Here is a 17,834-nt window from a genome sequence, read left to right as displayed (position 1 = left end):
GTTGATGGAAGGATGGGACTGATGAACAGAGGGCCTGGCTCAGAGGTAGCGCCAGGTCCGCAACTGCAGGGAGGCGCCGTGGCACTGCACGCCGCAAAAACTGACCGCGCCGGTGCCGCCGACCTGCATGCCGTCGGTGGCTTTCTCGTCCTTGATTGGACTGGTGGCGCATGCGCCACCGAAGGTCGGGTCGGCGCGCACGGCGTCGCGCACGGCCTCGATCAAGGCGTCGAAGGCGAGCTCCGAAGCGGCGGTGTCGTCGACGGCCATGCGGCCGTGCAGGGTCCAGGTGTCGACGCTGAGGGTGCGCCCGACATTGAGGCTGCGCTCCTCGGTGGCATCGCGGCGCAGCCACCAGCCACGCAGCTGTTGCGCGCCGCCGGGCAGCGTGTGCAGGTAGAGCGCGCGCAGCGCGGCCTCGTCGCTCGCGAAACGCTCGCGGTCGTGAACACGGCCGATCTGCGGCACGCCGTTCAGCGTCTGGACAATGGCCGCGCGCAGGGTGTCGAGGCCGCTCATGCGGCGGCTCCGGCCGCGCGTCGCGGCATGAAGATCGTGTGAATGAAAGTGGTGTGCATCGTTGGCTGCGTTGGTTGGTGAATCAACTGTCGCGGCCGGGCCCGAAATGCAAAAGGCCGACATCTGTCGGCCCCTGAAGCGAAAAATCGGCGGTGTTCGCCTGCGGTCGTGTGTTCAGTTCGCACCAGGACCTCCGCCGCGAAACCACTGTTTGATGCCCTCGATGAGCAACGCGGTGCCGATGGCCATCGCACCGCCCGAGGCGGCGCCGAACACGGCTGCGCGCTGCTCGACGGCACGCAGCCGGCTGTCGAGCGCATCGAAGCGCGCATCGAAGTGGTCCATGCGCCGGCTCTGCCGGTCCTGCCCTTCCTTCAGGGCTTGCACGAGGCCGTGGATCTGGCCGAGCAACAGCAGTTCCTGTGCGCGGACGTGGGAGTCGCTCATGGGACGGGTCTTTCTGTGATGAACTCGATCAGCGCGCGATACCGAAGGCGATCGGCGGCGCAGGATTTCGCGTTGAGGTGGTGGTTGTTCCAGGCGTCGTCGACGGTGAGGCCGGCGTCAGCACCACAGGCTTCGACGGAGGTGTCAGCAAGTCCGCAGGCACCGGCGGGAACGTCCGTGCCCGCAAGGGCGCTGTTCCACAGCCAGACAGCAGCAAGGCTGAGGCGATGACCGCGGTCGACAGGGTCGCGCTGTGCATCGCCAGGCGCGACAGCATCCGGTTCCGCTCGCGGCGCGACAGGTCGCGCAGGATCGCCAGGCCGCTCAGCGCGGCAATCAGGAACAGCAGGAGGAACGACAAGAGAAACGCGCCGGCGTAGATCATGGGACGGGCCTTCGAGGGTGAAGTAGCGGGCCTGCAGGGCGCTGACGCCAAGCTGGTAGCGGGTCGATGCGGCACGCCCGCGCGCGTACTCGGCTTCGAGGTCTTTCGCGAGTTGCGCGGCGCGCTGCGCTTCCTTGTCCTGCCAGAGGACACGCTCCTTGGTGCGGCCTGCGTCGTGCACCGCCCATCCGCCGACGGCGAGCAACAGTGCGCCCGCACCCACGGCCACACCGACCACGGCCAGTCTTGCGCTGAAGGTCATGGCGCATTCCCCTGGCACTGCGCGTGCAAACGCAAGCGGTCTTTCCAGAGCCCGCCGCAGGTCTTGTTGCCGGGCGCTGAGCAGTCGGTGGTGCCTGCGTACTTCCAGCCGAGGATGGCGTCGCATGCGCCGGCGTAGTCGCCGCGGTTGAGCCGCTGCACCAGCATCGAGGTGCGGCCCGCGCGGCCGCCGGTGCAGAAATTGAACGCGCCGATGTTGTAGGCCAGGCTCACATAGGCGTCGTACTCGTACTGATGCAGTGGCACTTGCACGCACTGCTTGAGCGCGCTTTCATAAGTCTGCACATCGTGCAACGCGCGATGCAGCGCGGGCACGGGCGTGGTGGTGTCGCCCATGCGAACGCCACCGGTGGTGCCGAAGCCGATGGTCGGCACCGCGGTGCCGTGCACAGGGTCGGGGTAGGCCTTGTCGCTGTAGCCCTCCCGCGCGACGATGCCCACCAGCCCGGCCGCGCTGAGCGCAAGGACGGTCAGCAGTTGACGCGGGGACGCGCCCCCTTTTTCGGCGGACGCAGGTCGCCGCCGGAACCTTCGAAAGATGTTTTTGCCCATGCCCTCATGGTCGGGCGTGGGTCGCGATCGGCTGAGGTCGACATGCGCCGACCTGCTTTTCACCGCAGGGCGCTGCCTACACTGGCCTGCCCGCCGAACGCGGGAGCGCGCGGGTCAGATCTCGCCGCCGTGCCAAACAACGCGGCCGCTGATGTGCAGGTCGGCGGCCTGTTCGGCGCTGAGCACCTGCGGCTTGTACGCGGGGTTGTAGCTGATGATCTGCAGGCCGCCGGTCGAGAAGTCGCGCTGCAGCACCTTCACGTAGTCGTGGCCGTCGAGCTGGATCACGTACACGCCGTCCTGGTCGAGCGACTTGGTGGCGGTGTCGACCAGCAGGATGTCGCCGTTGTTGATCTTGTCGGCCATCGAATCGCCGCGCGCGTGGACGATGCGGGCATAGGCTGGCTTCACGCCCTTGCGCGCCATCCAGGCCCGGTTGAACGCGAAGCGGCCCATGTCTTCCTGCGAGCCGTTGTACGAGCCCCCACCGGCGCTCACGCGAACGTCGAGCAGTTCCACCAGCACGAAGGTCTCGTCGTCGAGTCCGCTCGACAGCGGGCTGGCCGGCTGGGCGGACTGGAAAGGATTCAGCTCCGCCGGATCGACGCCCAGCGCCAGGGCCATCACATACAGCTGCGCCAGGCTGGCGTCGCTGACGCCCCGTTCGATGCGCCCCACCGTATTGAAGTGAAGACCGCTGCGCTGCGCGAGGTCGTCGATGGTGAGGCCCTTGCGCTTGCGCAGATCCCGCAGCCGCGCGCCCTGAGCAAGGGCCAGTTCGTTGACGCGGGCGGTCACTTGGGTGTCGTCTAGAGGGGTAGGGGTGGGCGACGTCACGATCACTCTGCTTTGTGCGAAGGCGCACATATTAAACACACAAAGGTACTCTTTCAACCCAAAAGATGTTTCATCGACAAGAAATATCTGTTGGCGTGTTTATTTAGATTGTCAAAACCTGCTTCATGTGCATAATCGAGATCATCAACACAAAACGAGATTTTTCGATGGATTGGCACCCGGCTCAGGTTAAAGCGGCACTTGAAATGGTCGACACCAACCTGTCGAAGTTGGCCAAAGAACACAAATACGCGCACATCAACGAAGTTCTGTACCGCCCCTGGGTTGCCGCGGAACGCATCGTGGCCCGCGCGCTGGCGCTGGAACCCGAAGCCATCTGGCCCAGCCGTTACCTGCGCCCGCGCCACCGCGGCATTGCGATGACGCGCAATCCGCATGCGCTGGCGCCTCCCGGCGAAGGACCCGACTGAGCGTGACCAGCGGGCTCACCGCACGAGACCTGGCCGGGTTTCCCGGCCGGCTCGCCAGGGTCTGGCATGTGCGGAGGAGGAAGAAGAAACGCGTGATTTCAAGAGTGCCCGATGAAGGTTGCAGCCTTCACCGGGCGTGCCAGTGAACTGAGCAGTGCCACGAGCGAGGAGAAATGTACTGTGAGAAAAGGCTTCGTCAAGACTGAGAAAAAGACTGTGTTCGACGGCGCGACGCGCTTCGAACAACTGGCAGGAGGTGCGTGATGCAGGTCACGACCTCTTCTTCCGAATGGTTCGTCGCCAAGGCCTTGCTGGCACTCGCCGAGCAGCGCATCGCGAACGCGCAGGCCGACGCGGCCGCACCCCCACCACAGCCCGACGACACGCCGGCCGAGCCGATGGCGGCCGACGGTGCCCCTTTCGCCGACCGCCTGTGGCGCCTGCTGCGCATCCGCCGCGCGTTGACCGCCGACGAAGCAGCCAGCCTGCTGGTCGATGCGGACGACGACGTGGCCGAGGCCCGGCGCCAGGCCGGCGCGCTGATGTTGTCGTGGTCGCGGCAGCGTCCGAAAGACGTGCGCATCGGCGCGCGCCGTGTCGACGGGCTGAAGCGCTACGTGCTCCAGCGCGACGTGGGCGCCACGCCGCCGCCACGCACTGCAAGGGAAGGACACCCCGCATGAACGACACCACAGATCGCGCGTGGGAGCAGCGGCTCGGACGGGCTGTTGCCGCGCACCTCGAAGCACACGGCACGGCGTCGGCCGGAGAGCTCGACCGCATGCTGGCGCACCGCCTCGCGGGCTACCGACCCGAGCCGGGCTGCCCGGCGCTTCGCCGGCAACTGGCGCGGCTGGCGGACGGCGGCCACGTCCACGCCGTGACGGTCGGCGGCCGGCGGCGCTGGCGGTGCGGCCCCGGGCCCGTGGCCGAGCGCATGGCATCGGCGCGCCGCGTGACGCGGCTCGACACCAGCGTCTACATGCCCGTGCACAGCCCCGTGGTGCGGCCGGGCGCGCTCGACTTCACGCGCGTGCCGAGCCTGCTGCTCGGCACGCGATCCGGCTACTGGGGGTCGGCGCAATGAGCAGCGCCGATCCGACCCTCACCGCCGCCCAGGTGCTGGCCGAACTGCGGACGTGCGTCGGCCGCGCGCACGGCCTGCATGTGCGCGACCTTGTCGCCCGCATCACTGGCCGCTCGACGCCGGCACCCGCCCATGAACGCCGCGCGCGCGAACACGTCGCGGCGCTGCGACTGCAGGGCGAGCACATCTGCGGCAAACCCGACACCGGCTACTTCATGGCCGCCACTGCAGCCGAGCTCGACGAGACCTGCCGCTACCTGCGCAGCCGCGCCGTGTCCGGCCTGCGCATCGAAAGCCGGCTGCGCCGGGTGTCGCTGCTCGCTCTGCTCGGGCAGCTCGCCCTGTCCGACAACGACACACCCAAGAACAACGCCAACTCCTGAGAGGACATTTCATGCAAGAAGCCATCGCACACCACCCGGGTTACTGGAAAGACGCCAACGACGCCCTGATCCCGGTGTCGAAGATCAAGCCCATCGACAAGGACCGCCATGCCGTCGTCAGCGAACTCTGCGCGCAGGCCCGCCAGCAGAGCGCGGCGCTGATCGGGTTCAAGGTGGCCGCGATGAACGCGGTGCACGCATTCATCGAGCGCAGCCTGGCGGCCTACGACGTGAAGCAGGGCGGGCGCAAGGGCAACGTCACGCTCGTGAGCTTCGACGGCAAGCACAAGGTGGAACGCCGGATGCAGGACACCATCGTCTTCGACGAGCGGCTGCAGGCGGCCAAGGCGCTCATCGACGAGTGCATCCAGGGCTGGAGCAAGGGCAGCAACGCCAACATCAAGGTGCTGGTGAACGATGCGTTCGACGTCGACCAGCAGGGCAAGATCAGCACCGCCCGCGTGCTCGGCCTGCGCCGGCACGACATCGCCGACGCGAAGTGGCAGCAGGCGATGCGGGCGATCAGCGACAGCATGCGCATCGCCAGCACCAAGCCCTACATCCGCTTCTACGAGCGCAATGACCTCACCGGCGAGTACACGCCGATCAACCTGGACGTGGCCGCCGCATGAGCATGCACATCACCGAGCCCTCTTTCTGCGCCTGGTGCATGGCGCCCGGCGCCAGCCTGCACGAGATCGCCTGCGACGCCTGCCGGCCGCAGCTCGAGGCCGCGGGCCTGGTCGAACCTTCGGCGATACGGGAGCGCCCGCCCGCCAAGGTGCAGATCGGCCCCACCGACATCTGAAATGGAGCCCCACCCATGAGCCCTCCCGAGTTCGTCAGCACCCTGCCGTTTCCAACGCACACGATCGCGCCGTGGCCGCGCAGGTCCGCGCCGGCGCGCGACCTGCTGCCGCCCCGGTTGCGGGAGTTCGCCCGCCTGATCGGGTTGTCGGCCACCATGTCGTTCGTCGCGCGCTACGGTGGGCTGCGGATCTACATCCCGGCAAACCCCGCGCCCGACCATCCGTTCGCCGCGCTGATCGGCTTCGACAACCTGCGCGCGCTCAGCGCCGAGTACGCCGTCGACGGCACGGGGCTTCGCTTCGTGCTGCCCAAGGCCCAACGGGCCCTCGACGCCATCCGCAACGAACAGATCCGCACGGACTACAGCACGGGCAAATCCATCCGCGCGCTGGCCGCGGAACACAGCCTCGTGGAACGCCAGGTGTCACGCATCGTCGCGGACATTCAGCTGTGAACCGGAGGCCGGGCGACAGGGCCCGGCCTCCTCAGGAAAACTCTGGGGACAGTTTCCGGACAAGCCCCCTGTTATCCACAGAAGGACCGCCCGCGCCCAAGTTGTTCCTTTTTTGATAGCACCACGGAAGCACAGGAGCGCACAGTGTCTCGGGTGTCACAAGTTGTTGTCAGGCAAGGGGAAAAGCGGCCTGTCCACAGGGCGGGTTTACCCTTATCTACTACTACTAACTTAAATAAGAAGAATAAATAGAGAAGAGAGCGGGAAGCGCGCGGCGCCAGAGAGCGCCCCGAAGCGGACGCAAATGCCGCGCAGGTCAGGCCTTCTTTCGCGCGAGCGTGGTGCGCGCCGTCGTCTTCCGCGCAGGCAGCTTGGCATCGACCAGCGCCAGCGTGCGCGCCGAAGGCGGTGTTTCGAGCACGCCCTGCAGCGTGTCCATCACGTTGGAGATGGTGTAGCCGCGTTCCCAGAAACGGCTGGGATCGTCGCTGTCTTTCGAAGACTCCCAGGCTGCCCACACGGCGTTGCCGTAGATGTTGCCCGCCAGGGTCAGGCGTTGTTCCAGGATCGGTGCGGGCATGTCGGGCAGCAGCCGCGCCAGGTGCGCGAAGCAGCGCTTGTAGCCGGCGTTCCACTTGTCCTCCAGCGCCTCGCGCAGGAACGCACGGTTGTTGAGCTGCAGGTTCGCGATCAGGCGGATGTAGGTGGCCTGGCCCGTGCGCTCCGACAGCTCGAGCAACGGCAGCGTGAGCGCGTCCAGCACGCTGGGCAGGGTCACCTGGCCCTCCCGTTCGAGCGCGTCGAGCATGGCCTGGCGTATCTCGTCGATGACGCGCGCGCCGTCCACGACCAGCTCACGCGCCAGCTCCAGCTTGGTGCCGAAGTAGTAGCGCAGCGATGCGTTGTTGCGCTGCTCGGCGGCCGAAACGATGTCCTGCACCGACACGCCGTCGATGCCGCGCAGCGCAAACAGCCGCTGCGCTTCTTCCTTCAGTCGCGCACGCGTCTCGAGGCCGTCCGCACGAAGGGTTTTTACCGATGGGGCCATAAGTTTATCGAGTTAACTTAACTAACCGAACTCGGTTAACTATACGGAAAACAGGTGTCCAAAATGAAGATTCTCATTGTGGGTGGCGGCATTGGCGGCCTGACGACAGCGCTGGCGCTGCGGCATCACGGCATCGACGCGATTGTGCTGGAGCGTGCCGCGCAGATGGCCGAGATCGGCGCCGGCGTGCAGATCGCGGCCAACGGCACGCTGGTGCTGCGCGAGCTCGGCCTCGAGCCCGCGCTGGCCCAGGTCGCCACGGTGCCCGAGCGCTACGACTACCGCGACCTGCACACGGGCCGCCTGCTCTACCTCGCGCCGCTGGGCGCGGAGGCGGCGCAGCGCTATGGCGCGCTCATGTACAACGTGCACCGCGCCGACCTCGTCGCCCTGCTCTACAACGCATTGCCGCGCGACACCGTGCGCCTGGGCGCCGAATGCGCGTCGATCTCGCAAGACGCCAAGGGTGCCCGCGTGGTCCTCAAGACCGGCGAGGTCATCGAGGCCGACGCGGTCATCGGCGCCGACGGCATCCACTCGGCCGTGCGCACCGCACTGCGCGGCCCCGAGGAAAAGCAGTTCGCCAACATCCTCATGTGGCGCGCGCTGATTCCGGCCGCCCGGCTCGAAGGGCTGGCGCTGCCGGTGGCCGGCAACAACTGGTTCGGCCTGCGGCGCAGCGTAGTGTCGTACTGGGTCCGCAAGGACCTGTACAGCATCCTGGCCGCCGTGCCCGCCAGCGAGGTGCGACGCGAATCGTGGACCGAGAGCGGCGACATCGGCGAAATGCTCGACTCCTTCCGCGGCAGCGAGCCGACGGTGCAGCACATGCTCGAGCAGGTGGACTCGAGCTTCATCACGGGCATGTACTACCGCGACCCGATCGAGCACTGGACCACGGGACGCATCACGCTGCTGGGCGACGCGGCGCACGCGATGGTGCCGTACCTCGCGCAGGGCGCCTGCCAATCCATCGAGGACGCCTGGGTGCTCGCGACCTGCCTGCACCGCCACGGCGCCGGCGGCGTGGAGGCCGCGCTGCTCGAATACGAACGCCGCCGCCAGCCGCGCACCACGCGCATCCAGGCCGGCGCGCGCTTTGCCGTGAAGCAGTCGCACGAGCCCGACGAGGAATCGGTGCGTCACCGCAACGGCCGTTGGCGCGGCCTCTCGCGCATCGATCCGCTCGCCGAAACCTCGTGGGCGTTTGCGTGGGGCCACAACATCCTGGAAGCGGCCCAACAGCCGGCCGGCGAAGTGGTGGGCCTGAGCGCGGCACGCGAAGGCAAGCGCATGGCGCGGCCCGAAAGCCAGCGCGCCTTCGACCTATGGAAGAGCGCCATCGGCTCCGAAGACATCGCGCGCGGGCACCGGGGGCAGCGCGAGGCCTACGAACGCTTCCTCACGACGCACTTTCCCGCACCCGCCACGCTCGGCGTCACGCCGGTCGAACTCAACGGCGTGCCGGCCTTGCGCGTGGACGGCGGGGCACCGCAGCCTGCCGGCTCCGTCGTGCTGCACTTCCACGGGGGCGCCTACGTAATGGGCTCGGCCGCGAGCTCTGCCGAGTACGCCGGACGGCTGTCGGCGGCCCTGGGCGGTGATTGCTACACGGTCGACTACCGGCTCGCCCCCGAGCACCCCTACCCCGCCGCGATCGACGACGCCTTCCAGGCCTACCGCGGCCTGCTCGCGCGTGGCGTGGCGGCGTCGCGCATCGTGCTGAGTGGAGAGTCTTCGGGCGGTGGGCTGGCGCTCGCGCTGGCCCTGGGGCTGGCGCGCGCAGGGCTGCCGCAACCGGCGGGCGTGATCGCGGTCTGCCCGTTCACCGACCTCACGCTGTCGGGCCCCACCGTGCGGCAGAACTCGGGGGACGATCCGGCGGCGCATCGGGACTCGCTCACGCAGCTCGCGGCGTCGTACTTCCAGGGCCACGAGCCCACCGACCCCCTGGTGTCGCCCCTGTTCGGCGACCTGCGCGGCCTGCCGCCCTTGTTCCTGTCGGCCGTCCAGGGCGAGGTGCTCGAGAGCGACACGACGCGCTTCGCCGAAGCGGCCCGCGCGGCGGGCGTCGACGTGCGCCTGGACCTCGTGCCCGACTCGGTGCACGTCTTCACGCTGTTCCCGTTCCTGCCGGAGGCGCAGCGCACGCTGGCCGAGGCCGGACACTGGGCGCGCGGCCTGCGCGCGTCGTCGGAACAGAAGGAGGCCGCATGAGCATGCCGCATCGCATGACCACCTGCGCACTGGCGTGCGCGCTGTCGCTGTGCGCGCCCGCGGCCGTCGCGGCGCCGGGGCTCTCGGGCCAGGTCGTGAAGGTGGGCGTGCTCACCGACATGAACAGCATCTTCTCCGAGCTCGGCGGACGCGGCTCGGTGGTGGCCACGCAGATGGCCATCGACGACTTCAAGCGCGACGCCAAGCCGGCCTTCGCCATCGAGATGGTCTCAGCCGACCACCAGAACAAGGCCGACATCGGGGCCAACAAGGCGCGCGAGTGGTTCGACACGCAGCGCGTCGACATCGTGGTGGACGCCATCAACTCGGCGGTGGCGCTGGCCGTCTCGAACGTGGCGCGGGAGAAGAAGCGCCTGCTGTTCGCCACCGGGCCCGGCTCGATGCGCCTGACCAACGAGGAATGCTCGCCCTACACGGTGAGCTACACGTGGGACGCCTATGCCACGTCGCGCCCCACCGTGGCGGCGCTGACGAAGGCGGGCACCGACAGCTGGTACTTCATCACCGTGGACTACGCGCTCGGCCACTCCATCGAGCAGGAGGCCTCGGGCGCCATCACCGCGGCGGGAGGCAAGGTGATCGGCAGCGCGCGCCATCCGTTGAGCGCGTCGGACTTCTCGTCCTTCGTGCTGCAGGCGCAGTCGTCGAAGGCCAAGGGCGTGGCCATCGCCAACGCGGGCGGCGACCTGATCGGCGCCGTGAAGGCCGCGCGCGAGTTCGGCCTCGGCAAGGCGCAGACCATCGTGCCGCTGAGCGGCACGCTCAACGACGTCCAGGCCATGGGGCTGGCGACGGCCCAGGGCATGGTGCTGACCGAGGCCTTCTACTGGAACCTCAACGCGCAGACGCGCGAGTGGAGCCGGCGCTTCTTCGAGAAGCAGAAGAAGATGCCCAACCTCATCCACGCCGGCACCTACTCGGCGGTGACCAACTACCTGAAGGCCGTGCAGGCTATCGGTACCGACGACGCGGACGCCGTCATGAAGCAGATGAAGTCGGTGCGCATCAACGACATGTTCGCGGCCAACGGCCACATCCGCGACGACGGGCGCATGGTGCACGACATGCTGCTCGTGCAGGTCAAGAAGCCGTCGGAGTCGAAGGAGCCCTGGGACTTCTACAACGTGAAGGCCGTGGTACCCGGCGACCAGGCGTTCCAGCCGCTGGCGGAATCTCGCTGCAACCTGGTCAAGAAGCCCTGAGGAGGTCGCCCGGCAGCGGCGGGTAAGCCCGATACCTGATTCCGTCACGTTTGATACGATTTTTCTCCAAGCGCAGACCTCACCAGCGCTGGAGACAACATGGAATCACACCGCTCCCTCAGCGCCGGCGAGGCGCTGTACCGCGTCATGGTGCGCATCCGCGCCTTCGAGAATGCCGCCGAAACCGCCAGCCAGGGCGGGGTCAGTGCCTACGGCCAGCAGGCGGGCGGGGCCGCCAAGGTGCGCGGGCCGCTGCACCTGTCGACCGGGCAGGAGGCCGTGCCGGCGGGCGTGTGCGCCCACCTGCGCACGAGCGACTACCTCACCTCCACGCACCGCGGCCACGGCCACACGCTGGCCAAGGGCGCGGACCTCACGCGGATGATGTGCGAGCTGTTCGGCAAGGCCACGGGCTTCAACGGCGGCAAGGGCGGCTCGATGCACATCGCGGACTTCTCGGTCGGCATGCTCGGCGCCAACGGCGTGGTGGCGGCGGGCTTGCCGATCGCCGTCGGCGCGGCGCATGCGCAAAAACTCTTGAAGCAAGGCGACGACATCACGGTCTGTTTTTTTGGTGACGGCGCGATCAACCGCGGCCCGTTCCTCGAAGCGCTGAACTGGGCGCGTGTGTACGACCTGCCCGTGCTCTTCGTCTGCGAAGACAACCGCTGGAGCGCGACCACCGCGAGCGGCCCTATGACGGCGGGCGATGGCGCCTCGGCGCGCGCCGCGTCGATGGACATCGCGGCCACACAGGTCGACGGCAACGACGTGTTCGCGGTGCACGACACCGCCGCGCGTCTTGTGGCCGAGGTGCGCAGCGGCGCCGGTCCGCGCCTGCTGCACGCGCTCACCTACCGCGTGAAGGGCCATGTGTCGGTCGACCTCGCGGCCTACCGCGACCCGGCCGAGCTGGCGGCGGCGCTGGAGACCGACCCGATCGCGCGCGCCCGCGGCCACCTGCTCGACACCGGCGTGGCCGCCGCGGCGCTGGACGCCATCGAGAACGCCGCGCGCGACGAGGTGGACACCGCCCTTGCCGTGGCCGACGCGGCGCCCTGGCCCGAGGCGAGCGCCGCCTTCACCGACGTGCAGACCACGGGAGCAGGCCAATGGCTGTGACGACCACGCTGAGTTATTCCGAAGCCGCCGTGCGCGCGCTGCAGCAGGAGATGGACGCCGACCCGCGCGTGGTCGTGCTCGGCGAGGACGTGGGCCGCGGTGGCATCTTCGGCCAGTACAAGGGGCTGCAGCAGCAGTACGGCGCCGGGCGCGTGATCGACACGCCGATCAGCGAGGCCGCGATCATGGGCGCCGGCGTGGGCATGGCGCTCGCGGGGCTGCGCCCCGTGGTCGAGATGCGCGTGGTCGACTTCGCGCTGTGCGGCATGGACGAGCTGGTGAACCAGGCGGCGAAAAACCGCTTCATGTTCGGCGGCCAGGGCCGCGTGCCGCTGGTGGCGCGCATGCCGGGCGGCATCTGGGACGCGTCGGCGGCGCAGCATTCGCAGTCGCTCGAGGCCTGGTTCGCGCACCTGCCGGGCGTGGTGGTGGTGAGCCCGTCGACGCCGCAGGACAACCACGGCCTGCTGCGCGCGGCGCTGCAGTGCGGCGACCCGGTGGTCTACATCGAGCACAAGACGCTGTGGGGCCTGCGCGGCGAGGTGGACGACACGCTGGTGGTGCCGCTGGGCCAGGCGGCGCGCGTGCGCGAGGGCAACGCGCTCACGCTCGTGAGCTGGAGCAAGCAGATGCAGCCTTGCGCCGCAGCCTGCGACGCGCTGGCGGCCGAGGGCATCGCGGTCGACCTGATCGACCTGCGCACGCTGTGGCCCTGGGACCGCGAGACGGTGCTGTCGTCGTGCGCGCGCACGGGGCGGCTGCTGGTGGTGCATGAAGCGGTGCAGGCCGCGGGCTTCGGCGCCGAGATCGCCGCGAGCGCGGCCGAGGCGACCGGCTGCCGCGTCGCACGGCTGGGCGCGCCGCGCATTCCGGTCGGCTATGCGCCGCTGCTGGAGGCGCAGTCGCGCGTCGGTGTGGATGCGATCGTGGCGGCGGCGAAGAAGCTGGCCGGCTGACACGCCAGAACCAGAACACGAACGGCCATGGACCCGCTCTTCTTCAAGCTGGTGCGGGTGGTCAACCTCACGGCGCGGCCGTTCCATGAGCGCGTGGGGCGCGAGCACCAGCTCACGCTGAACGAGTGGCGCACGCTGGCCGTGCTCGCCACGCAGCCGGGGCTCACGGGCGCGCAGGTGGCCGACCTCACCGGCCTGGACAAGATGGCGGTGAGCCGCGCGCTCGCAGGCCTGAAGCGCCACAAGCGCGTGCAGCGTCGCGGCGACCCGACCGACCAGCGCTGCAGCCGGCTCTACCTCACGGCCGCCGGCAAGGCGCTGCACGCGACGGTCGGTGCGCTCGGGCGGCAGCGCGAGGCCGAGCTGTTCGCTGGCATCGATGCCAGCGAGCTGGCCCGGCTGAGCGACACGCTCGACACGCTGATCCACGCCGTGGAGCGTGCGCCCGGCCCCATCGACGCAGCCGCTGCCGATCAGACCGTGTAGCCGCCGTCCACGCTCAGGTTGGCGCCGGTGACGAAGCCGCCGTCCGGGCCCACGAGGTACGCGACCATGCCGGCGATTTCTTCGGCGCGTCCGTGGCGCGGCAGCGCCATCACGTCGTGCATCGAGGCGGCACGCGGGCCGGTGGCGGGGTTCATGGCGGTGTCGATGGGGCCGGGCTGCACGTTGTTCACCGTGATGCCGCGCGGGCCGAGGTCGCGCGCCAGGCCGCGCGTGAGGCCGACGATGGCGGCCTTGCTCATGGCGTAGACGCTGGCGCCCGCGTCGAACACGCGCTCGGCGTTGACGCTGCCGATGTTGACGATGCGACCCGTGCCGTCGCCCATGTGGCGCGCGGCGGCCTGGACGGCCACGAAGGTGGCGCGCACGTTGACGTCGATGGTGCGGTCGAAGTCGTCGAGCGAGAAGGTGTCGAGGTCGCCGCCGAGGTACACGCCGGCGTTGTTCACGAGGACGTCGAGGCGCTCGAAAGCACGTGCGCCCTGGGCAATGGCCGCCGTCAGCGCGGCGGCGTCGCCGGCGTCGGCACGGATGGCGAGTGCGCGGCCGCCGGCGGATTGGATCTCGGCGGCGAGCTTGTCGGCCTCGGCTTGGGCGCTGACGTAGGTGAAGGCCACGGCCGCGCCATCGCGCGCCAGCCGGCGCACGATGGCGGCGCCGATGCCGCGCGAGCCGCCGGTGACGAAGGCGACCTTGCCGGCCAGGACGGGGGAGGAAGACGAAGAAGACACAGAGGTGGAAGCCATGATTTTTCCGATCAGTTGGAGGAGGAAGGCCTTCAGTGTCGGAATTCCATTCCCTTTGCGGTAGCCATCAATCGGCCCGATCAGATTCAACCCAAAGTTGAAGATGAGCGCCAGAATCGCGGCATGGAACCGCTCAATCACCTCGAATCCTTCGTGCAGAGTGCCGAGGGCGGCAGCTTCTCGGCGGCCGCACGGCGCCTGGGGCTGACGCCGGCGGCGGTCAGCAAGAACGTGGCGCGGCTCGAGGCGCGGCTGGGCGTGCGCTTGTTCCAGCGCAGCACGCGGCGGCTCACGCTGACCGAGGCCGGCGAGCGCTTCCTGGCGCAAGTGGGCGGCGCGCTGGCCACGCTGCAGGACGCGGTGGCCGGCCTCGCGCAGGACGACGGCCAGCCGTCGGGCACGCTCAAGGTGAGCATGGGCCAGGCCTTCGGGCGCGAGCACGTGCTGCCGTTCATGGGTGACTTTCTGGCGCGTTATCCGGGCATCGTGCCCGACTGGCATTTCGACAACCAGCAGGTCGACCTGATCGGCGAGGGCTTCGACGCGGCCATCGGCGGCGGCATCGCGTTGTCGCCCGGCGTGGTGGCGCGCGAGCTGGCGCGCATCCACGTGGTCGCCGTGGCGGCGCCGGCCTACCTGGCGGGGCGCACGCTGCCCGCGCATCCGGGCGAGCTGGCACGCTTCGACGTGCTGCTGCGCCGCTCCTCGCCCACGGGCCGGCTGCGGCCGTGGACGCTGCGGCATGCGAGCGGCGAAGAAACCATGGTCGAGTTGCCGCAGCGCCCGCGCGCGATCTTCAACGACCCCGAGGCGATCGCGCAGGCGGCGCTCTTGGGGTTCGGCGTGGCGATGCTGCCGATGCCTTTCGTGGAACGCGGCCTGCGCAGCGGCGCGCTCGTGCGGCTGCTGCCCGAGTGGTACCAGGATTCGGGCGCCGTGTGGATCTACTACCCAAGCAAGAAGCTGCTGCCGCCCAAGACGCGGGTGTTCGTCGACTTCGTGCTGGCACGCTTTCGCGAGGCGCGCTTCTCGCAGCGGATGCAGGTGGGTTGAGCGGCGATGGCCCTCACAGGCCGGGGTTTTTACCCGCGACGCCTGCGGCGGCCCCCTGTACAAAGACGCGCATGACTTTTACCTCTCGCTCTTCTTCCGCTACTTCATCTACCCGCCGCTTCGCACTGATCGCCACGGCGGCGGCCACCCTCGCGCTGCTGGGCAGCGCCGCGCACGCGCAAGGCACGTGGCCGACCAAGCCGGTGCGCATCGTCGTGCCCTTCGCGGCCGGCGGCACCACCGACATCCTGGCGCGCGCGGTCGCGCCCGAGCTGTCGAAGGCCTTCGGCCAGCAGTTCATCGTGGACAACCGCGCGGGCGCCGGCGGCAACGTGGGCGCCGAGCTCGTGGCGCGCGCGCCCAACGACGGCTACACGCTGCTGATGGGCACGGTGGGCACGCACGGCATCAACCGCGCGCTGTACCCCAAGCTGCCCTTCGACCCGATCAAGGACTTCGTGCCCGTCACGCTGGTGGCCGCGGTGCCGAACGTGATGGAGATGAACGCCGAAACAGCCAAGAAACTGAACATCCGCAACGTGCAGGATTTCATCAAGTACGCGAAGGCGAATCCCGGCAAGCTGAACATGGCATCGAGCGGCAGCGGCACGTCAATCCATTTGGCGGGCGAACTCTTCAAGAGCATGACCGGCACCTTCATGGCCCACATCCCGTACAAGGGATCGGGCCCGGCGCTGCTGGACATGGTGGGCGGGAACGCCGACGTGATGTTCGACAACCTGCCCTCGTCGATGGCGCAGATCAAGGGCGGCAAGCTCACGGCGCTGGCCGTGACCAGTTCGCAGCGCTCGCCCGCGCTGCCCGATGTGCCGACGGTGGAAGAAGCCGGCGGCCCCGCGCTCAAGGGCTACGAGGCGAGTTCGTGGTTCGGGTTGCTGGCACCGGCCGGCACCTCGCCCGAGATCGTGAACCGCATCCAGCAGGAAGTGGCGAAGTCGCTGGGCACGCCGGCGATCAAGGAAAAGATGCTGGCCCAGGGCGCGATCCCGAGCGGCAATTCGCCGGCCGACTTCACGAAGCTCATCGCGAGTGAGCATGTGAAGTGGGCGAAGGTCGTGAAAGACTCCGGCGCAAAGGTGGACTGATCACAAGCCGGGGCGGCTCAGGTCCCCCAGGTCACGTCCTTGCTCTCGGCCTGTGCGTCCTTGAGCATGTGCAGCAGCGGCGCGGCGCGCTGGTGCAGGCCGACATGCTGTTTCTCGGCGTCGGCATCGTGGCCTTCCACGGCGTGGTCGTCGTGGTTGTGCACGGCGGGCTTGGTGCTTTCGCGGGCCAGTGCGGCCTCGAGGGCGGCGATGGCGGACGGAATCTGCTCGACCGTGATGATGCCCTGCGGCGCGGCCGGCTTGCCGACGATGTCGAGCAGTTGCCGCGCATGCACCTCGAGCATCACGAAGTCAGGCGCGGCCCGGGATTTGAAGCGGTAGAGCATGGTGTCCTCACTTATTTGTAGATGTAGTCACGGGCAAAAGGGTACACCGATTGCGCACCGCGCAAGACGCCCGCGCGCCCTACATTGCCGTCAGGCTTTGTCGACAGCATCTGATGCAAGGAGATCCATCCCTGCTCGAAACTCATCGCCGAGCCCGCGAGGTACAGGCGGTAGGCGCGAAGGATGCGCTCGGCGTTCGGACCCTGGCGCCCGCCGCTGCGGCTGAGCACCTCGCGCGCGGCATCGAGCTGCGCCTCGAGCGCATCCGACCACGCCCACAGCGTGCGCGCGTAGTGCGGGCGCAGGCTTTCGGTGTCGACCATCTCCAGCCCGGCCGCCGCGGTCTCGCGCAGCACGTGCGTCACGTGCAGCAGCTCGCCGCCGGGGAAGATGTATTTCTCGATGAAGTCGCCCATGCCCGCACCGAGCTGGCGGTAGTTCAGCTCGCCCGAGGTGATGCCGTGGTTGAGCACCAGCCCGCCCGGCTTGAGCAGTGCGTGGATCTTGCGGAAGTAGGTCGGCATGTTGGCCGCGCCCACGTGCTCGAACATGCCCACTGACGAGATCTTGTCGAAGGGGTGGTCGTCGGGCAGCTCGCGGTAGTCGCGCAGCTCCACGCGCACGCGGCCCTGCAGCCCTTTTTCTTCGATGAGCCGCTGCACATGCGCATGCTGGTTCTTCGACAGCGTGATGCCGGTGGCGTCCACGCCGTAGTGCTCGGCCGCCCACAGCAGCAGCGCGCCCCAGCCCGAGCCGATGTCCAGGTAGCGCTCGCCCGGCTGCAGCATGAGCTTGCGGCAGATGTGGTCGAGCTTGGCTTCCTGCGCCTGCGCCAGTGTGAGCTCGGGCGTGCGGAAGTAGGCGCATGAATAGACGCGGCGCGGGTCGAGCCACAGCGCGTAGAAGTCGTCGGAGACGTCGTAGTGGAACTCGATCTGCGCGGCGTCCTTGCGCAGCGAGTGCGAGCCGCGCGACTTGGCGCGGTGCTGCAGGCGGCTCCACCAGCTGGTGTCGGTTTCGGCGGGGTTGCCGGGCAACAGGCCGACGGTGGCGTCGATCAGGTCGCGCATGGCGCCTTCGATCTGCACCTTGCCTTCGACGTAGGCCTCGCCGATGGCCCCGACCTGCCGGCCGGCCAGCTTGGCCAGCACCGACCACTCCTTGAAAGCCAGCGTCACGCGTGAACCCGCCTGGGCGACCCGGCGCCCGTCGGGCAACTCCAGTGCGATGGGCACGGGCAGCGAGGCCAGCTGCGACTCGATCTTGGGTATCAAGTGTTGCATCCGTCCATGGTATTGATTTTTCCAAGGATTTGCATGACATCA

General features: G+C 68.7%; 24 protein-coding genes. 15 read left to right on the top strand and 9 right to left on the bottom strand.

All coding sequences use genetic code 11. The features are described from left to right. Nucleotides 1-39: 39 nt before the first annotated feature. From GFK26_RS08795 to GFK26_RS08775, 5 genes are all read right to left on the bottom strand, one after another. Complete coding sequence (locus GFK26_RS08795) at nt 40-519, bottom strand: hypothetical protein (protein ID WP_153281648.1); 480 nt, start codon at nt 517-519, stop codon at nt 40-42. A gap of 174 nt (nt 520-693) precedes the next feature. Then, a complete protein-coding gene (locus GFK26_RS08790; RefSeq protein WP_228121954.1) occupies nt 694-966 on the bottom strand; it encodes a hypothetical protein in 273 nt (90 codons plus the stop codon). Next, nucleotides 963-1,613: a hypothetical protein gene (locus GFK26_RS08785; RefSeq protein WP_153281646.1), complete on the bottom strand. Its 651-nt coding sequence runs from the start codon at nt 1,611-1,613 to the stop codon at nt 963-965. The genes GFK26_RS08790 and GFK26_RS08785 overlap by 4 nt, the downstream gene beginning before the upstream one ends. After that, complete coding sequence (locus tag GFK26_RS08780; protein WP_153281645.1) at nt 1,610-2,185, bottom strand: lysozyme; 576 nt, start codon at nt 2,183-2,185, stop codon at nt 1,610-1,612. The genes GFK26_RS08785 and GFK26_RS08780 overlap by 4 nt, the downstream gene beginning before the upstream one ends. Nucleotides 2,186-2,299: 114 nt before the next feature. Next, nucleotides 2,300-2,983 (bottom strand): XRE family transcriptional regulator, encoded by a 684-nt coding sequence (locus GFK26_RS08775; RefSeq protein WP_228121953.1) that lies wholly within the window; start codon nt 2,981-2,983, stop codon nt 2,300-2,302. Between the two features lie 164 nt (nt 2,984-3,147). Between GFK26_RS08775 and GFK26_RS08770 the strand changes: the two genes are divergently transcribed. The 8 genes from GFK26_RS08770 (at nt 3,148) to GFK26_RS08735 (ending at nt 6,187) form a co-directional block, all read left to right on the top strand. After that, a complete protein-coding gene (locus tag GFK26_RS08770) occupies nt 3,148-3,453 on the top strand; it encodes a helix-turn-helix domain-containing protein (protein ID WP_194274054.1) in 306 nt (101 codons plus the stop codon). 111 nt (nt 3,454-3,564) lie between these two features. Next, entirely contained in the window at nt 3,565-3,717 is a 153-nt protein-coding gene (locus GFK26_RS08765) for a hypothetical protein (RefSeq protein WP_153281643.1), read from the top strand. Next, on the top strand, nt 3,717-4,136 hold the full coding sequence (locus GFK26_RS08760) for a hypothetical protein (RefSeq protein ID WP_153281642.1): 420 nt from the start codon (nt 3,717-3,719) through the stop codon (nt 4,134-4,136). The genes GFK26_RS08765 and GFK26_RS08760 overlap by 1 nt, the downstream gene beginning before the upstream one ends. After that, nucleotides 4,133-4,540, top strand: coding sequence for a hypothetical protein (locus GFK26_RS08755; RefSeq protein ID WP_153281641.1), 408 nt, complete (start codon nt 4,133-4,135; stop codon nt 4,538-4,540). Before GFK26_RS08760 ends, GFK26_RS08755 begins: the two co-directional genes overlap by 4 nt. After that, nucleotides 4,537-4,923 carry a hypothetical protein gene (locus GFK26_RS08750; protein WP_153281640.1) on the top strand — a complete coding sequence of 129 codons (387 nt, stop codon included), beginning with the start codon at nt 4,537-4,539 and terminating at the stop codon, nt 4,921-4,923. The genes GFK26_RS08755 and GFK26_RS08750 overlap by 4 nt, the downstream gene beginning before the upstream one ends. Before the next feature lie 11 nt (nt 4,924-4,934). Then, nucleotides 4,935-5,555 (top strand): DUF3164 family protein, encoded by a 621-nt coding sequence (locus GFK26_RS08745; protein WP_153281639.1) that lies wholly within the window; start codon nt 4,935-4,937, stop codon nt 5,553-5,555. Continuing rightward, nucleotides 5,552-5,731, top strand: a complete 180-nt coding sequence (locus tag GFK26_RS08740; protein ID WP_153281638.1) for a hypothetical protein — start codon at nt 5,552-5,554, stop codon at nt 5,729-5,731. The genes GFK26_RS08745 and GFK26_RS08740 overlap by 4 nt, the downstream gene beginning before the upstream one ends. Nucleotides 5,732-5,746: 15 nt before the next feature. Next, a complete protein-coding gene (locus GFK26_RS08735) occupies nt 5,747-6,187 on the top strand; it encodes a hypothetical protein (RefSeq protein ID WP_228121952.1) in 441 nt (146 codons plus the stop codon). A gap of 316 nt (nt 6,188-6,503) precedes the next feature. On the opposite strand, the gene GFK26_RS08730 is transcribed toward GFK26_RS08735, so the two are convergent. Further along, entirely contained in the window at nt 6,504-7,235 is a 732-nt protein-coding gene (locus GFK26_RS08730; RefSeq protein ID WP_153281637.1) for a TetR/AcrR family transcriptional regulator, read from the bottom strand. A gap of 63 nt (nt 7,236-7,298) precedes the next feature. Between GFK26_RS08730 and GFK26_RS08725 the strand changes: the two genes are divergently transcribed. From GFK26_RS08725 to GFK26_RS08705, 5 genes are all read left to right on the top strand, one after another. After that, on the top strand, nt 7,299-9,452 hold the full coding sequence (locus GFK26_RS08725; RefSeq protein WP_153281636.1) for an alpha/beta hydrolase fold domain-containing protein: 2,154 nt from the start codon (nt 7,299-7,301) through the stop codon (nt 9,450-9,452). Nucleotides 9,453-9,454: 2 nt separating this feature from the next. Continuing rightward, nucleotides 9,455-10,675 carry an ABC transporter substrate-binding protein gene (locus GFK26_RS08720; protein WP_153285904.1) on the top strand — a complete coding sequence of 407 codons (1,221 nt, stop codon included), beginning with the start codon at nt 9,455-9,457 and terminating at the stop codon, nt 10,673-10,675. A 99-nt stretch (nt 10,676-10,774) separates the two neighbouring features. Next, the gene (locus tag GFK26_RS08715) at nt 10,775-11,797 is read left to right on the top strand and encodes a thiamine pyrophosphate-dependent dehydrogenase E1 component subunit alpha (RefSeq protein WP_153281635.1); all 1,023 of its coding nucleotides are present in this window, start codon (nt 10,775-10,777) and stop codon (nt 11,795-11,797) included. After that, nucleotides 11,788-12,753 (top strand): alpha-ketoacid dehydrogenase subunit beta, encoded by a 966-nt coding sequence (locus tag GFK26_RS08710; RefSeq protein ID WP_153281634.1) that lies wholly within the window; start codon nt 11,788-11,790, stop codon nt 12,751-12,753. Before GFK26_RS08715 ends, GFK26_RS08710 begins: the two co-directional genes overlap by 10 nt. A 27-nt stretch (nt 12,754-12,780) precedes the next feature. Further along, nucleotides 12,781-13,239: a MarR family winged helix-turn-helix transcriptional regulator gene (locus GFK26_RS08705; RefSeq protein ID WP_153281633.1), complete on the top strand. Its 459-nt coding sequence runs from the start codon at nt 12,781-12,783 to the stop codon at nt 13,237-13,239. On the opposite strand, the gene GFK26_RS08700 is transcribed toward GFK26_RS08705, so the two are convergent. Then, nucleotides 13,227-14,003: an SDR family oxidoreductase gene (locus GFK26_RS08700; protein ID WP_153281632.1), complete on the bottom strand. Its 777-nt coding sequence runs from the start codon at nt 14,001-14,003 to the stop codon at nt 13,227-13,229. The genes GFK26_RS08705 and GFK26_RS08700 overlap by 13 nt on opposite strands. Nucleotides 14,004-14,126: 123 nt before the next feature. On the opposite strand from GFK26_RS08700, the gene GFK26_RS08695 reads away from it, so the two are divergent. Then, the gene (locus GFK26_RS08695; RefSeq protein WP_153281631.1) at nt 14,127-15,056 is read left to right on the top strand and encodes a LysR family transcriptional regulator; all 930 of its coding nucleotides are present in this window, start codon (nt 14,127-14,129) and stop codon (nt 15,054-15,056) included. Nucleotides 15,057-15,127: 71 nt separating this feature from the next. Continuing rightward, on the top strand, nt 15,128-16,162 hold the full coding sequence (locus GFK26_RS08690; RefSeq protein WP_153281630.1) for a Bug family tripartite tricarboxylate transporter substrate binding protein: 1,035 nt from the start codon (nt 15,128-15,130) through the stop codon (nt 16,160-16,162). A gap of 17 nt (nt 16,163-16,179) precedes the next feature. On the opposite strand, the gene GFK26_RS08685 is transcribed toward GFK26_RS08690, so the two are convergent. Together GFK26_RS08685 and GFK26_RS08680 are read right to left on the bottom strand one after the other, a co-directional pair. Beyond that, complete coding sequence (locus GFK26_RS08685; RefSeq protein WP_153281629.1) at nt 16,180-16,509, bottom strand: DUF1840 domain-containing protein; 330 nt, start codon at nt 16,507-16,509, stop codon at nt 16,180-16,182. Nucleotides 16,510-16,520: 11 nt separating this feature from the next. Further along, nucleotides 16,521-17,792, bottom strand: a complete 1,272-nt coding sequence (locus GFK26_RS08680; RefSeq protein WP_153281628.1) for an SAM-dependent methyltransferase — start codon at nt 17,790-17,792, stop codon at nt 16,521-16,523. Nucleotides 17,793-17,834 lie beyond the last annotated feature (42 nt).

This window comes from Variovorax paradoxus (assembly GCF_009498455.1).
Lineage (GTDB): Bacteria > Pseudomonadota > Gammaproteobacteria > Burkholderiales > Burkholderiaceae_C > Variovorax > Variovorax paradoxus_H.
The sequence above is the reverse complement of the archived record's forward strand: the minus strand, read 5'-3'. Positions and strand labels throughout refer to the sequence as shown.